Source organism: Pseudomonas farsensis, from assembly GCF_014268805.2.
Classification (GTDB): domain Bacteria; phylum Pseudomonadota; class Gammaproteobacteria; order Pseudomonadales; family Pseudomonadaceae; genus Aquipseudomonas; species Aquipseudomonas farsensis.
In genome coordinates this window covers 411,561-425,893 of the sequence record NZ_JABWRF020000004.1, presented here as the reverse complement: position 1 = coordinate 425,893, position 14,333 = coordinate 411,561, and the positions used below count along the sequence as shown (strand labels likewise).

Sequence of the window (14,333 nt, the reverse complement as noted above, 5' to 3'; positions counted from 1 at the left end):
CTAGGCCGCACATGTGCCAAAAGCAAGACTTTAAGCCTTGCAGCCAGCAGCGCGATGCGGCACCTTCCGGCACAGCCGAATTACAAGGATACAAATTCATGCCCCACTCACTGACCGACGCCCTCACCCACGGTTTCCTCGGCCAGTCGCCGCGCTGGTACAAAGCGGCCATCGTGCTGTTTCTGCTGCTCAACCCGCTGCTGCTGGCAACCCTCGGCCCTGTGGTCACTGGCTGGGTGCTGGTGGTGCAGTTCATCTTCACCTTGGGTATGGCGCTCAAGTGCTACCCACTGATGCCTGGTGGCCTGCTGCTGATCGAGGCGCTAGTGCTGCGCATGACCACGCCCGAGGCACTCTATGAGGAGTTACAGCACAACTTCCCAGTGATATTGCTGCTGATGTTCATGGTGGCCGGCATCCACTTCATGAAAGAGCTGCTGCTGTTTCTGTTCACGCGCATTCTGCTGGGTGTGCGCAGCAAGGCGCTGTTGTCGTTGTTGTTCTGCGTGTTGTCAGCGTTCTTGTCGGCGTTTCTCGACGCGCTGACGGTAACGGCGGTGATCATCAGTGCGGCAGTGGGTTTTTACGCGGTATACCACCGCGTGGCCTCCGACCAGGACCCCCGCGCCGACAGCGCCCTGGACAGCGACCACCACATCCCGGCACTGCACCGCGAACACCTCGATCAGTTCCGCGCGTTCCTGCGCAGCCTGCTGATGCACGGCGCGGTAGGCACGGCCTTGGGCGGGGTTTGCACGCTGGTGGGCGAGCCGCAGAACTTGCTGATCGGCCATGAGATGGGTTGGCATTTTGCCGATTTCTTCCTGAAAGTCGCCCCGGTTTCGATGCCGGTGCTGGCCGCGGGCCTGGTGACCTGCGTGCTGCTGGAAAAACTGCGCCTGTTCGGTTACGGCACCTTGTTGCCTGAGCCGGTGCGCCAGGTGCTGGCGGCCTGCGCCGCCGAGGACGATGCGGCGCGCACTCCGGCGCAGCGCCTGGCATTGCTGGTGCAGGGGCTGTCTGCACTGATTCTGATCGTGTGCCTGGGCTTGCACATTGCCGAGGTAGGGCTGATCGGGCTGTTGGTGATCGTGCTGATCACGGCGTTCACCGGTATTACCGACGAGCACCGCCTGGGCCGTGCGTTTCAGGATGCCATGCCGTTCACCGCGCTGCTGGTGGTGTTCTTCGCCGTGGTAGCGGTCATTCACCAGCAGCAACTGTTCAGCCCGCTGATTGCGTGGGTGCTGGCCCTGCCCAGCGAGCAACAGCCGGGCATGTTGTATCTGGCCAATGGCTTGCTGTCGGCCATCAGTGACAACGTGTTCGTGGCGACCATTTACATCACCGAGGTCAAGCAAGCGTTCGTCGATGGGGCCATGAGCCGCGAGCATTTCGAGACGCTGGCGGTGGCTATCAACACCGGCACCAATCTGCCGAGTGTGGCGACGCCCAATGGCCAGGCTGCGTTTCTGTTCCTGCTGACCTCCGCCATTGCGCCGCTGGTGCGGCTGTCGTACGGGCGCATGGTATGGATGGCGCTGCCGTATACGGTGGTCATGGGTGGGCTGGGCTGGTGGGCAGTGACTTACTGGCTGTAGCGTCACTTTTTTTGGCCCCTGGCAGGCTTTCGCCAGCTCCCGGCGAATCTGCGATAGCGCCAGCTCCTGCAGCTAAATTGGGCCTGCTGGCCTCATCGCGGGTCAAGCCCGCTCCCACGCACTCATCTGTGTGTGACGCCAGCCTGCGATGAAGCCTTCCAGGCCAATGGTGCGTCGGCGCGCCATTTGCGCGATGATCCATCCCCACACCTTGGGAAAGGCCCCACCATGTTTGATATCCGCCGCGCCACGCGCCAGGACGCCGAGGCTGCATACGCCATACGCCGCGCTGCCATCGTGCATAAATGCAGCCCCGATTACGGCGACGAGCTCGCACAAGCCTGGGCCGACGTGCCCCACACCGAAGGCTACACCGCCTTGGTCGCGGAGCAGTTTCACCTGGCCTGGGTGGACGGCTGCGTGGTTGCCACGGGCATGATCGACCTGGCCAGCGGCGAACTCGGCGCGCTGTTCGTGCTGCCCGAGTACATGTGCCGCGGCATCGCCCAGGCGATGGTCGCGCACCTGGAGCAGATCGCCCTCAACGCCGGGCTGGATGAGATTCACCTGGACGCCACCCTCAACGCAGCAGCCTTCTACCGGCGCTGTGGCTATGCCGGGGATGAGCAAGCGCTCTATCAATCGCCATTCGGGCTGCAACTGGCTTGCGTGCCCATGCGCAAGCGCCTGGTGCGGTAACTCGCCTGGGCCTGGCCGCCTCGATAGTGACTATCGAGCGCGGCAATTTCTAATCATCGGCGGCGCGCCATAACCTTTGCTCATCGACTCCCGATCATGGAAAGCACGCCGATGAACCTCCCCGCCCGCCTGTTGCTCGCCGCCCTTGCCATCACCGCCTTCAGCGGCTGCGCCAGTCACCCTGAGCTGCGGCCCTACAGCGCCGAAGAAACTCGCCAGTTGCAGCTTGAAGCACTGCAACGCCAGGGTTTGAGCCAGGAAGACTACGAGCGGCGCAGGCTCGGGGTGTTGCGCGCTGGGCAGGAACAGGTGGTGAGCGATAGCGCTGTTGGCTCGCTCGGTGCTTCGTATCTGTAAGCTGCACTGACTGCTGCGGGGCGTCATCAGCACAGCCTTGGCCTTGCGCCTTGCAAAGCTGTTAGCCTTGGGCTGTTCAGGTGAATTCGGACAACCCATGGCCAACCACAAAATTGAAATCCGTCGGCGCAATGTTGAAAAAATTCTGCTTGCCGCCGAGCGGGTGTTTGCCGAGAAAGGCTACGGCGCGACCTCCATGGGCGATATCGCCGAGCAGGCGCAACTGCCACGCTCCAACCTGCATTACTACTTCAATACCAAAGATGAGCTGTACCGGGCCGTGCTGCAGGACTTGCTAGATGTCTGGAAGCAGGATGCGCTGTGCTTCGAGCGCTTCGACGACCCGCGGGTGGTGTTGACCAGTTATATCCGGGCCAAGATGGGGCATTCACGGTCGCGCCCTTTGGGGTCGAAAGTCTGGGCTGAAGAAATTCTGCACGGTGCGCCGCTGTTGGCGGGGAGCCTGGACGACACGCTGGTGCCTTGGGCGCGCCTCAAGGAGGCCAAGATTCGGGCGTGGGTCGAAGATAAACGCATCCTTGCAGTAGAGCCTTCGGCGCTGCTCTACATGATCTGGGCGGCGACCCAGCATTACGCCGACTTTGGCTATCAAGTGACCTTGCTCAATGGCGGCGAGCCGCTTTCGGACCTGGCCTTCGAAGGCGCGGTGCAGACCGTCACCAGTGTGATCCTGCGCGGGATCGGGCTGGAGCCCTGAGCGCAAAGGCTTGGCGTCCCAGTACCCTGCACCCCGCCAACCCTGCCCACAGACATTATTCAGTGTGGAATTATTTTGCGCGCCCGAGGTTCAGATGCCGTAGGAAACGTATCAGCATCGGGATGCCACCATGAAATCACGCAAGAAAGCCGTAAAACCCATCGGCCTGAAAGACATCACCATCGTCGACGACGCCAAGATGCGCAAGGCGATCACCGCCGCCGCCCTGGGTAACGCCATGGAATGGTTCGACTTTGGTGTCTACGGTTTTGTCGCCTTTGCCCTGGGCAAGGTGTTCTTCCCTAACGCCAGCCCCGGCGTACAGATGATCGCAGCACTGGCAACCTTCTCGGTGCCGTTCCTGATTCGCCCCTTGGGCGGGCTGTTCTTCGGCGCCCTGGGCGACCGCTATGGCCGCCAGAAGGTGTTGGCGGCAACCATCGTGATCATGTCCCTGAGCACCTTTGCCATCGGCTTGATACCCTCCTACGCCAGTATCGGCATCTGGGCGCCGATCCTGCTGTTGCTGGCCAAGATGGCCCAAGGCTTCTCGGTAGGTGGTGAGTACACCGGGGCCTCCATTTTTGTCGCCGAATATGCGCCAGACCGCAAGCGCGGCTTCCTCGGCAGTTGGCTGGACTTCGGCTCGATTGCGGGCTTTGTGCTCGGTGCGGGCGTGGTGGTGCTGATCTCGACCGTACTCGGCGAGGAGAAATTCCTTGAATGGGGCTGGCGCCTGCCGTTCTTCCTCGCCCTGCCGCTGGGCCTGATCGGCCTGTACCTGCGTCACGCACTGGAAGAAACCCCGGCCTTTCAACAACACGTCGACAAACTCGAACAAGGTGACCGCGAAGGCCTGGCCAGCGGCCCGAAAGTGTCGTTCAAGGAAGTCGCCACCAAGCACTGGCGCAGCCTGCTGACCTGCGTCGGGGTAGTGATCTCGACCAACGTCACTTACTACATGCTGCTCACCTACATGCCCAGCTACCTCACCCACAACCTGCATTACAGCGAAGACCACGGGGTGCTGATCATCATCGCGATCATGGTCGGCATGCTGTTCGTGCAGCCAATCATTGGCCTGCTGAGCGATAAATGGGGGCGCCGCCCGTTCATCATCATCGGTAGCGCCGGCCTGTTCGTGCTAGCCATTCCAGCATTCATGCTGATCACCAGCGGCCAACTACCCGTGATTTTCGCCGGCCTGTTGATCATTGCCGTGCTGTTGAACTTCTTCATCGGCGTGATGGCGTCGACGCTGCCAGCGATGTTCCCCACGCACATCCGCTACAGCGCCCTGGCCAGTGCTTTCAATATTTCGGTGCTGATTGCAGGTGTCACGCCAACGCTGGCTGCCTGGCTGGTTGAGACGACCAACAACCTGTACATGCCGGCTTACTACCTGATGGTGATCGCGCTGATCGGGCTGCTGACCGGGCTCACCATGAAAGAGACCGCCAACCGCCCCCTGCGCGGCGCGGCGCCTGCTGCTTCGGACATCGAAGAAGCCCGCGAACTGCTGCAAGAGCACCACGACAATATCGAGCAGAAAATCGAGGATATCGACACGCAAATCGCCGAACTTGAAGCGAAACGGGAAAAACTCGCTCAACAGCACCCGCGTATCGACTAACCCGCTTCGCTCCGTTGGTAACCTCGCCGCTGCAGCGCCCCCTGCAGCGGCTACCATGATATTTCCACGCCTTGGCGGGCGCACCTGAGGAGCCCGCCGGCCCAGACAACTCAGGGACGGCAACCATGTCCAACAGCCGATCGCAACCCGATGCAGTTTCGGCTTCAGGCGGCCCGCAGCGCTCAAGCGGTGCGGTATTCGACAGCGAACTGCGTTTTCGCGCGCTGGTGACTGCCAGCAGCACCTCGGTGTACCGCATGAGCCCCGACTGGCAAGAGCTGCGCGGGCTTTCCGGGCAAGGCTTTCTGGAAGACACCGCCCACCCCAGCCGCAACTGGCTCGAGAAGTACATCGCCGAAGAAGACCGCCCCAAGGTCCTGGCTGCCATCGCCACAGCAATCGCCGAGCAGCGCATTTTCGAGCTGGAGCACCGCGTGCGCCTGCGTGGTGGCGAGTTTGGCTGGACGCTGTCACGGGCAGTGCCGATCTTCGATGAAGAAGGCCAGGTGCTTGAATGGTTTGGCGCCGCCGTGGACGTCACCCGCCAGCACGAAACCCTGGCCCGGCTGCGCGAGAGCGAGGTGGCGTTCAAGACCATCGCCGACACCGTGCCGCAATTGGTCTGGGTGACCGACCAAGGCGGGCAATTCGCGTTCTTCAACCAGCGTTGGCGCGACTATTTTGGCCCTGCCGGGCAGGTAGCGGACTTTGCAAGCTTCGCCCAAGGTTGCCTGCACCCGGACGACAGCCTGGCCGCCGAAGCTGCGTTTACCCAGGCCAGGGCCAGCGGTGTGGTCTATGAAGGTGAATACCGCCTGCGCCAGCACGACGGCAGCTACCGCTGGTTCATGCTGCGCGCCCAGCCCTACCGCGACCCCGACAGCGGCGCCCTGCTGCGCTGGTACGGTACCGCGGTCGATGTCCACGACCGCCACAGCACCGAGGCGCGGTTGCGCAGCTTCAACGAAGAGCTCGAAGTGCAGGTTCAGGCCGGCTCGCGCGAGCTGCAGGCGGCCGAGGCGCAAATGCGCCAGATGCAAAAACTCGAAGCCATCGGCCAGCTCACCGGCGGCGTAGCCCACGATTTCAACAACCTGCTCACCGTGATTCGCAACTCAGCCGAGCTGATGCGCCGCAAAACCTTGGCCCCTGAGCGCCAGCAGCGCTATCTGGATGCCATCCTCGACACCGCCGACCGCGCCGCCAAGCTGACCAGCCAGTTGCTCGCCTTCGCCCGGCGCCAGGCGCTGCGCCCGCAGGTCTTCGCGGTGGGCCCGCAGGTCGAGCAGATCGCCGGCATGCTGCGCAGCCTGGTCGGCGCGCGGGTGCAGATAAACGTGCAGGTGCCAGGGCAAGACAGTTACGTCGAAGCCGACCTGAACCAGTTCGAAATCGCACTGGTGAACCTGGTGGTCAACGCCCGCGACGCCACGCACGATCAAGGCAACATCACCATTTGCGTGAGCCCTGCAAGCGAGGCCGAGGGCTGGATCGAGATTGCCGTCGGCGACGACGGTCATGGCATCGCCGCCACTGACCTTGAGCGCATCTTCGATCCGTTCTACACCACCAAGGCACAGGGCAAAGGCACTGGGCTGGGGTTGTCCCAAGTGAAGGGTTTCGTGCATCAGTCGGGTGGCTCGTTGCAGGTGCGCAGCACGCTCGGCAAGGGCTCAACCTTTATTACGTCGCTGCCGGCGGTAAGTGCTCCGGGCGTGGTCACGCCTGAGCTGCCCGCGCAAGCCCCGGCGCACACCAACGGCCATGTGCTGGTGGTCGAGGACAATATTCAGATACGCGAATTTACCGCCACCTTGCTTGAAGATATGGGCTACACCACCAGCCTTGCGCACAACGCCGAGGCCGCCCTGGCGCTGTTGGAGGCCGGGCGCGAGCACATCGATGTGGTGCTCGCGGATGTGGTCATGCCGGGCATGAGCGGCATCGAACTGGCGCGCTTTGTGCGCCATCGCTGGCCCGAACTGCCGCTGGTACTCACCAGTGGCTACAGCCAGGCGCTGATTGGGGATGACCCGCAGGGGTTCGAGCTGCTTGGCAAACCCTATTCGGTCGATCAGTTGCTGCGGGCGTTCGAAACCGCCATCAAGCCGCGCTGAGAGGGTGTTGCCCCCGCTGATTGAATTCGCCCCACGTTCTAGCGCAATCCGCTTGAATCCTTGCCTGATTCTCTGAACCTGCAGGGCCACAGATGGGAAACCCCGCGCCTGCGCGCTAGAGTTGCTGCACAAGGAGCCGACCACAGGCCCCATGGCGTCTTGCGCATCAATGCGGGGATGCACATATGACAAAGCCACATCAACCGATGATCAGCAGGTGAGCCATGGAACTACGAATCAACCAGAAGACCTACCAGGTCGAGGCTGAGGCCGACACGCCGTTGCTTTGGGTTATCCGCGACGACCTCGGCATGACCGGCACCAAATACGGCTGCGGCCTGGCCCAGTGCGGCGCCTGTTCGGTGCTGGTGGACGGCAACGTCGTGCGCGCCTGCGTTACCCCGGTGGCCGGTGTGGTTGGCCGCGAGATCACCACCATTGAGGCCATCGAAGAAGATGCCATCGGCAAGCGCGTGGTCGCGGCCTGGGTCGAGCATCAGGTGGCGCAGTGTGGCTATTGCCAGTCCGGCCAGGTGATGGCCGCCACGGCGCTGCTCAAGCACACGCCCAAACCCAGCGACGCGCAGATCGAGGCCGCCATGGTCAACCTGTGCCGCTGCGGCACCTACAACGCCATCCATGCCGCCGTGCATGAGCTGGCCGAGGGGGGTAAAGCCTGATGAAGCGGCGTATCGAAACCCCGCAAGACCTGCTTGACCTGCCAGCCGGCGAAACCATCAACCTGTCGCGCCGGCGCTTTGTTGCCGGTACCGCCATCGGCGCATTAGTGCTGGGTTTTGGCCTGCCGGTGGGCGTGCCACGGGTACAGGCTGCTGCGGCAACGGCTGAGCGCGGCACCCAGGTGCCGGCCTTCCTCGAAATTCGCCCGGACAACACCGTGCGCCTGCTGTGCCCCTTCATGGAAGGCGGCCAAGGCACCTACACCGCCATGGCGCAGATTGTCGGCGAAGAGCTGGACATGGACCCCGCCCAGTTCGTGGTGGACAGCGCGCCGCCCGGCGAAGCCTATGTGGTCATGGAAAACGGCATGCGCATCACCGGCGGCAGCATGTCGGTGCGCATGAGCTACCCGACCATGCGCCGCCTCGGCGGCCTGGCCCGCGCCATGCTGCTGCAGGCGGCGGCCGAACAACTGGGCGTGCCAGTGAGTGAACTGAGCACCGAGCCTGGCAAGGTGCTGCACGCAGCCTCTGGCCGTTCGCTGGCGTATGGCCAACTGGCCGGCCGTGCCATGGACCTGCCAGTGCCGGACCCGGCCAGCATCAAGCTGCGCGACCCTGGCCAGTTCCGCTGGATCGGCAAGCCCGTGCGCCGCCTGGACGCCTACGACAAGTCCACCGGCAAGGCCGTGTTCAGCATCGACATCAAAGTCGACGACATGCTCCACGCTGCCGTCCAGCACGCGCCACGCCTGGGCATGACCGTGGGCAACATGCGCAACGAAGCGCAGGTCAAGGCCATGCAAGGCGTGCACTCGGTACACACGTTGCCCGGCGCCGTCGCCGTGGTGGCCGAGCGCTGGTGGCACGCCAAGCGTGCGGTCGAGGCATTGCAGGTCGACTGGCAAGAACCTGGCGCCGACAACACCTTGCGGGTCATGCCGGCTGATTTTTCCAGCGCCGGCTGGCTCGACCACCTGGCCGCCCAGACGGGCCCGGCCCGTGACGATGAACACGAAGGGGACCTTGCCGCCGCCATGGCCAGCGCCAAGACCACCGTCGAGGCCAGCTACCGCAACCAGTACGTCAACCACGGCCAACTGGAACCCCCCTCGGCGACGGCGCGCTTCAACCCCGACGGAAGCCTGGAGGTGTGGCTGCCCAACCAGGCGCCAGACATGTTCCGCGCCGACATTGCCAAGCGCACAGGCCTGGCCCCGGAGCAAATCACCCTGCACTCGCCACTGCTGGGTGGGTTCTTCGGCCGGCACTTCTTGTACGAATCGGCCAACCCCTACCCGCAGGCGATAGCCTTGGCCAAGGCCGTTGGCCGCCCGGTCAAGCTGATCTGGACCCGCGAGGAAGAATTCTTGCGCGATGTGCTGCGCCCCGTGGCGGTGGTCAAGTTCCGTGCAGGGCTCGATGCCGATGGCATGCCGGTCGCCATCGAGGCGGTCAGCGCCACCGAAGGCCCCACCGAAGCCTTGGCCGGCAAGCAGGGCGAGAAAATCGACCCGACGGCCCTTGAAGGCTTGTCGGGCAAGGCCTACGCCATCCCCAACAAGCGCATCGCGCAGATCTACGTCAAAGGCCCGGCAATGCTCGGTTACTGGCGTTCGGTGGGCAATTCGCTGAATGACTTCTTCTATGAAAGCTTCCTCGACGAACTCGCCGACAAGGGCGGCAAGGACCCTTATGAACTGCGCCTGCACCTGCTGCGCGGCAACCCGCGGCTGACCACCCTGCTGCAGGCAGTGGCGGAACTTGCCGGCGGTTGGAAACCTGGGCCGTTCACCGCCGAGGACGGCAGCAAGCGCGCCCGTGGTGTGGCCATGGCCTCGCCGTTCGGCTCGCATGCGGCGGTAATTGCCGAGGTCTCGATTGAAAACGGCCAAGTGAAGGTGCATGACATCTGGCAAGCCATCGACCCGGGCAGCATCGTCAACCCGGCGATCATCGAGGCGCAGGTCAATGGCGCAGTCGCCTTAGGGCTGTCGCAGACCTTGCTGGAAGAGGCGGTATGGCAAAACGGCGCGCCACGGGCCCGCAACTATGACCTGTACCCGATCCTGCCGCCGCAGCGCATGGCGCGGGTGCATGTGCGTATCGTCCAGAGCGGCGAGAAGATGGGCGGTATTGGTGAGCCGCCGCTGCCAGCCGTCGCTCCGGCGGTAGCCAACGCAGTGGCACGTTTGACCGGGCAGCGTGTGCGCAGCCTGCCACTTGACCGCCATACGTTCAGCTGAGGGCCGCCCATGAGTAACCGCCGATTCGCAACGACTGCGCGCTGGCTGGCTGTGCCATGCCTGCTCGCCGCTGGCCTGCTGGCCTGGTACGTCACCCGCGAGCCTGCCTCGCCGTTCACCACCGACACCGCTGTTGACGCAGCACTGGTCAGCCGCGGCGAGTACGTCGCCCGGCTGAGCGATTGCGTGGCCTGTCACAGCCTGCCGGGCAAGACGCCGTTTGCCGGGGGCCTGGAAATGGCCACCCCGCTGGGGGCGATCCACGCCACCAACATCACCCCTGACCGCGAGCACGGCATCGGCGCCTACAGCCTGGCCGACTTCGACCGTGCGGTGCGCCAAGGCGTGGCGCCGGGCGCTCGCCGGCTGTACCCGGCAATGCCCTACCCGTCCTACGCCAAGCTGAGCGACGATGATGTGCGCGCGCTGTATGCGTTCTTCATGCAGGGGGTGCAGCCTTCGGCCGAGGCCAATATCCCCAGCAGCATCCCCTGGCCGCTGAACATGCGCTGGCCGATCGCGCTATGGAACGGGCTGTTCGCACCGGCTCACACGTATGCCGCAAAGCCCAGCCAGGATGCGCTGTGGAACCGGGGTGCGTACATCGTCCAGGGCCCCGGCCACTGCGGCAGTTGCCATACCCCGCGCGGCCTTGCGTTCAACGAGAAGGCCTTGGATGAAAGCGGCACGCCGTTCCTCGCCGGCGCCTTGCTTGACGGCTGGTACGCACCGAGCCTGCGTCAGGACCCGAACACCGGCCTTGGCCGTTGGAGCGAGCCTGAAATCGTGCAGTTCCTCAAGACTGGGCGCAACAAACACGCGGTGGTGTATGGCTCGATGACCGAGGCGTTCAACAACTCCACGCAGTTCATGGCTGACGACGACCTAGCCGCCATTGCCCGCTACCTGAAGTCGCTGCCAGGCGACCCGGCCCGGGATGGCAAGCCCTGGCAGTACCAGGCGGTTTCGGCCGCCGGACGCCTTGACGCGCCCGGCGCCCATACCTACGTGACCCGTTGCGCCAGTTGCCATGGTTTGGACGGCAAAGGCCAACCCGAGTGGATGCCGCCGTTGGCCGGGGCCACGTCGATGCTGGCCAAGGAGAACGCCTCGGCGATCAACATCACCCTCAATGGCTCGCAGCGCATCGTCGCCGCCGGGGTGCCGGATGCCTATCGCATGCCGGCATTCCGTGAGCAGTTGTCGGACCAGCAGATCGCCGAGGTGTTGAGTTTTGCGCGAAGTGCGTGGGGCAATGAAGCCGCAGCGGTGGATGCCAAAGCGGTGGCCAAGCTGCGCGAGCACACCGACCCGGCCAGCAGCAGCCCAATCATCTTGCATATGCGCTGAAGGGGTACGGAGCCTGTCGCCGCACAATGACCGGCGAGGCTGTACGCGGTCTTTGTAGGAGCGGTCTTGTGCCGCGAAAGGGCTGCGCAGCAGCCCCGGCGATTTTGCATGATGCCTAGATCTCGGGGCTGCTGCGCAGCCCTTTCGCGGCACAAGGCCGCTCCTACAGGGATCACAGGATTGAGTGGGAATTGTTACTCAAGCCCCGGCGCCAAGACTCAACGAGAGGTTGCAAACATCATGGAAAGCATCGACCTGTTGGTCTTGCGCACAGCCCATGACTGGCTCGCCAGCGGCCATCGTGTGCTACTGGCCACCGTCGCCCACACCTGGGGTTCGTCGCCGCGCCCGGAGGGTTCGATGATGGCCCTGCGCAGCGATGGCCGCGTGGTGGGTAGCGTGTCGGGCGGCTGCATCGAGGACGACCTGATCCACAGCCATACCAGCGCCTACGGCGGCCAACCCTTCACCGACGGCCCACCCCAGCGGGTGCGCTATGGCGTCAGTGCCGATGAAGCGCACCGCTTCGGCCTGCCCTGCGGCGGCACGCTGGAACTGGTTCTGGAATTCAGCCCGGACCCTGCCGCGCTGCAGCAACTGCTCGGCCTGCTCGACGACGGCCAACTGGTACAACGCACGCTGGCGCTGGCCGATGGCGCCGTCAGCCTGGCCCCCACAGCCAAGCCGTTGCCCTTCAGTTGCAACAGCCAGCGCATGGCCAACACCCTCGGCCCCGGCTACCGCATGCTGCTGATCGGTGCCGGTGCCCTGGCCGAATACCTGGCCACCATGGCGCTGTTCAACGGCTTCAAGGTGGCAGTGTGCGACCCGCGCCCAGAGCATATGGCCAGTTGGGCCGTGGCCGGGGTGGACGCCGTACCTGGGATGCCGGACGACGTGGTACGGGCCTTCCGGGCCGATGCCCGCACCTGTATCATTGCCGTCAGCCATGACCCCAAGCTCGATGACCTGGCACTGCTCGAAGCCCTGCACGGGCCTGCGTTCTACATTGGCGCTATCGGTTCAAGGCGCAACAGCCAACTGCGCCGCGAGCGGCTGATCGAGCATTTCGGCGAAACCGAACGCTCGCTGGAGCGCCTGCATGGCCCAATCGGTATCTATATCGGCAGCAAGACCCCGGCAGAGATTGCCGTGAGTGTGATGGCCGAGGTGCTGGCGGCGAAGAATGCGGTGAGTTTGCCGGGCGCGCTGAAGGTGTCAGCGGCCAAGGGCGCGCAAGAATCGGCGGTTTGAGCTGCGCTGGCGTCACAAACGCCAGGCAGTGGCTATGCTTGTGTTCGCTAAACCCAACCCGGTATCGATCACAAGGAAGACAGGCAATGAACCCCATTACCCGCGCCATCGCTCTCGCCTCGTTAGTGTCTGCCGCAAGCTTCAGCGCCCATGCCGCCCAGTTGCCCATCGCCAGCGAAGCCTTGGAGAGCCACGTCAGCACCGAGGTCACGGCCATTGACCTGGCCAGCCGCCAGGTCACGGTCAAGGGCCCGCACGACAAGGACGTGACGTTCCAGCTCAGTGAACAGGCCAAGTCGCTGCCCAACCTCAAGGTTGGCGACAAGGTTGATATCTACGTCACCCGTGCGGTCGCCTACGTGCTCAACACCGAGGTCGGCGGTGCCCCGAAGGCCTCGGAAGAAGCGGGCACCCTGCGCGCGACGGCAGCCAACCCCAACCCAGGCGGCGAGGCGTTCCGCCAGGTGAAGGTGACGTCGCAGATCAAGAAGATCGACCTCAAGGCCCACGAGGTCACGTTGTTGCCGCCTGAGGGCAAGTTGCAGGTGGTGAAGGTGGAAGACCCCGAGCTGCAGGGGCGGATGAAAAACCTCAAGGTCGACCAGACCGTTGATGCGATCTACACCGAAGTACTGCGGGTAGAGACTTCGCGCTAGGTTGTTGCGACGCAAGGCCGCAGCTACCCGGGTTCCCCTGGAGGCGCGGCCTTGTGCTGCGATGGGCCGCAACGCGGCCCCTCTCACCGCGGCTCGAACACACTTACCGCCTGCGCATCCACAGCCTTGGGCAGCAACCCTTCGCGGTAGAACGCATCGGCAATGCGTTGCTGCTCCGCCAGGTTATCCACCTGCACAGGCTGCACGTCATAACTGCGCCGAGCATTGGCTTGCTGCACCGTGGCCACGTCCAGGTTGCCCCACAACGGCCCAAGAATCCGCGCCGCCGCCGCCGGGTTGGCCTTGGCCCAGGTGCCCGCCTCGCGCAACGCCTGATACACCTGCTGCAACACCTCGGGGTGCGCCTTGGCATAGTCGCTGCCGGCCAGGTAATAACGCTGATAACTGGCAAGGCCGCTGCCGTCGGCCAGAATGCGCGCGTTCTGTTGGCGCTGGGCGCTGGCCACATACGGGTCCCAGGTTACCCAGGCATCGACCTTGCGGTTCTCGAAGGCTGCGCGCCCGTCCGCCGGGATCAGGTAGGCCGGGGTGATGTCCTTGAAACTCAGCCCCGCCTTGGCCAAGGCCTGAATCAGCAGGTAGTGGCTGCCAGCCGCCTTGGTCACCGCCACACGCTTGCCCTTGAGGTCGGCCAAGGTCTTGAGCGGTGAATCTGCCGGCACCAGAATCGCCTGGGCGGTAGGCGATGGCGTCTCGCGGGCAAAATACGTCAGCCTGGCGCCAGCGGCCTGGGTGAATACCGGCACGGTGTCTGCAACATCAGCCGATACATCGACATTGCCCAGGTTCAGCGCCTCCAGCAACGGCAGGCCGCTTGGAAACTCATGCCAGGAAATACGAATACCTTCAGCGGCCAGCTTCTGTTCGAGGGTGCCTCGGGCTTTGAGTAAAGTCAGCAACGTGGACGATTTCTGGTAGCCGATGCGCAAGGTCTGTTCGGCGCTGGCAAGGCCCGGCAGCAACGCGCCGAACAACAGCGCCAGGGCCATCTGGCGCGCAGG

Annotated in this window: 12 protein-coding genes; 11 read left to right on the top strand and 1 reads right to left on the bottom strand. The window is 64.0% G+C overall.

What is annotated here, in order from left to right:
• Nucleotides 1-98: 98 nt before the first annotated feature.
• The 11 genes from nhaB to HU719_RS21465 all read left to right on the top strand — a co-directional run bounded on the left by nhaB (nt 99) and on the right by HU719_RS21465 (nt 13,311).
• Complete coding sequence (nhaB, locus tag HU719_RS21515; RefSeq protein WP_186534510.1) at nt 99-1,601, top strand: sodium/proton antiporter NhaB; 1,503 nt, start codon at nt 99-101, stop codon at nt 1,599-1,601.
• Nucleotides 1,602-1,829: 228 nt separating this feature from the next.
• Nucleotides 1,830-2,300 (top strand): GNAT family N-acetyltransferase, encoded by a 471-nt coding sequence (locus tag HU719_RS21510; RefSeq protein ID WP_186534509.1) that lies wholly within the window; start codon nt 1,830-1,832, stop codon nt 2,298-2,300.
• Nucleotides 2,301-2,411: 111 nt separating this feature from the next.
• Nucleotides 2,412-2,657, top strand: a complete 246-nt coding sequence (locus tag HU719_RS21505) for a hypothetical protein (protein ID WP_186516596.1) — start codon at nt 2,412-2,414, stop codon at nt 2,655-2,657.
• A 97-nt stretch (nt 2,658-2,754) separates the two neighbouring features.
• Nucleotides 2,755-3,375: a TetR/AcrR family transcriptional regulator gene (locus tag HU719_RS21500; RefSeq protein ID WP_186516598.1), complete on the top strand. Its 621-nt coding sequence runs from the start codon at nt 2,755-2,757 to the stop codon at nt 3,373-3,375.
• Nucleotides 3,376-3,505: 130 nt separating this feature from the next.
• Nucleotides 3,506-5,008, top strand: coding sequence for a glycine betaine/L-proline transporter ProP (gene proP / locus HU719_RS21495; RefSeq protein ID WP_186516600.1), 1,503 nt, complete (start codon nt 3,506-3,508; stop codon nt 5,006-5,008).
• Between the two features lie 125 nt (nt 5,009-5,133).
• On the top strand, nt 5,134-7,125 hold the full coding sequence (locus tag HU719_RS21490) for a hybrid sensor histidine kinase/response regulator (protein WP_186534508.1): 1,992 nt from the start codon (nt 5,134-5,136) through the stop codon (nt 7,123-7,125).
• Nucleotides 7,126-7,349: 224 nt separating this feature from the next.
• The gene (locus tag HU719_RS21485) at nt 7,350-7,805 is read left to right on the top strand and encodes a (2Fe-2S)-binding protein (RefSeq protein ID WP_186516606.1); all 456 of its coding nucleotides are present in this window, start codon (nt 7,350-7,352) and stop codon (nt 7,803-7,805) included.
• Nucleotides 7,805-10,051 carry a xanthine dehydrogenase family protein molybdopterin-binding subunit gene (locus HU719_RS21480; RefSeq protein ID WP_186534507.1) on the top strand — a complete coding sequence of 749 codons (2,247 nt, stop codon included), beginning with the start codon at nt 7,805-7,807 and terminating at the stop codon, nt 10,049-10,051. Before HU719_RS21485 ends, HU719_RS21480 begins: the two co-directional genes overlap by 1 nt.
• A 9-nt stretch (nt 10,052-10,060) precedes the next feature.
• Complete coding sequence (locus HU719_RS21475) at nt 10,061-11,401, top strand: c-type cytochrome (protein WP_186534506.1); 1,341 nt, start codon at nt 10,061-10,063, stop codon at nt 11,399-11,401.
• Nucleotides 11,402-11,641: 240 nt separating this feature from the next.
• A complete protein-coding gene (locus HU719_RS21470; RefSeq protein WP_186534505.1) occupies nt 11,642-12,655 on the top strand; it encodes an XdhC family protein in 1,014 nt (337 codons plus the stop codon).
• An 86-nt stretch (nt 12,656-12,741) separates the two neighbouring features.
• Complete coding sequence (locus tag HU719_RS21465; RefSeq protein WP_186534504.1) at nt 12,742-13,311, top strand: hypothetical protein; 570 nt, start codon at nt 12,742-12,744, stop codon at nt 13,309-13,311.
• A gap of 83 nt (nt 13,312-13,394) precedes the next feature.
• On the opposite strand, the gene HU719_RS21460 is transcribed toward HU719_RS21465, so the two are convergent.
• The gene (locus HU719_RS21460) at nt 13,395-14,321 is read right to left on the bottom strand and encodes an aliphatic sulfonate ABC transporter substrate-binding protein (protein ID WP_437179695.1); all 927 of its coding nucleotides are present in this window, start codon (nt 14,319-14,321) and stop codon (nt 13,395-13,397) included.
• Nucleotides 14,322-14,333 lie beyond the last annotated feature (12 nt).

Bases quoted from the DNA above. Each gene is read 5' to 3' on its own strand.
- nhaB (WP_186534510.1), top strand. From the start codon at position 99: ATGCCCCACTCACTGACCGACGCCCTCACCCACGGTTTCCTCGGCCAG.
- HU719_RS21510 (WP_186534509.1), top strand. From the start codon at position 1,830: ATGTTTGATATCCGCCGCGCCACGCGCCAGGACGCCGAGGCTGCATAC.
- HU719_RS21505 (WP_186516596.1), top strand. From the start codon at position 2,412: ATGAACCTCCCCGCCCGCCTGTTGCTCGCCGCCCTTGCCATCACCGCC.
- HU719_RS21500 (WP_186516598.1), top strand. From the start codon at position 2,755: ATGGCCAACCACAAAATTGAAATCCGTCGGCGCAATGTTGAAAAAATT.
- proP (WP_186516600.1), top strand. From the start codon at position 3,506: ATGAAATCACGCAAGAAAGCCGTAAAACCCATCGGCCTGAAAGACATC.
- HU719_RS21490 (WP_186534508.1), top strand. From the start codon at position 5,134: ATGTCCAACAGCCGATCGCAACCCGATGCAGTTTCGGCTTCAGGCGGC.
- HU719_RS21485 (WP_186516606.1), top strand. From the start codon at position 7,350: ATGGAACTACGAATCAACCAGAAGACCTACCAGGTCGAGGCTGAGGCC.
- HU719_RS21480 (WP_186534507.1), top strand. From the start codon at position 7,805: ATGAAGCGGCGTATCGAAACCCCGCAAGACCTGCTTGACCTGCCAGCC.
- HU719_RS21475 (WP_186534506.1), top strand. From the start codon at position 10,061: ATGAGTAACCGCCGATTCGCAACGACTGCGCGCTGGCTGGCTGTGCCA.
- HU719_RS21470 (WP_186534505.1), top strand. From the start codon at position 11,642: ATGGAAAGCATCGACCTGTTGGTCTTGCGCACAGCCCATGACTGGCTC.
- HU719_RS21465 (WP_186534504.1), top strand. From the start codon at position 12,742: ATGAACCCCATTACCCGCGCCATCGCTCTCGCCTCGTTAGTGTCTGCC.
- HU719_RS21460 (WP_437179695.1), bottom strand. From the start codon at position 14,321: ATGGCCCTGGCGCTGTTGTTCGGCGCGTTGCTGCCGGGCCTTGCCAGC.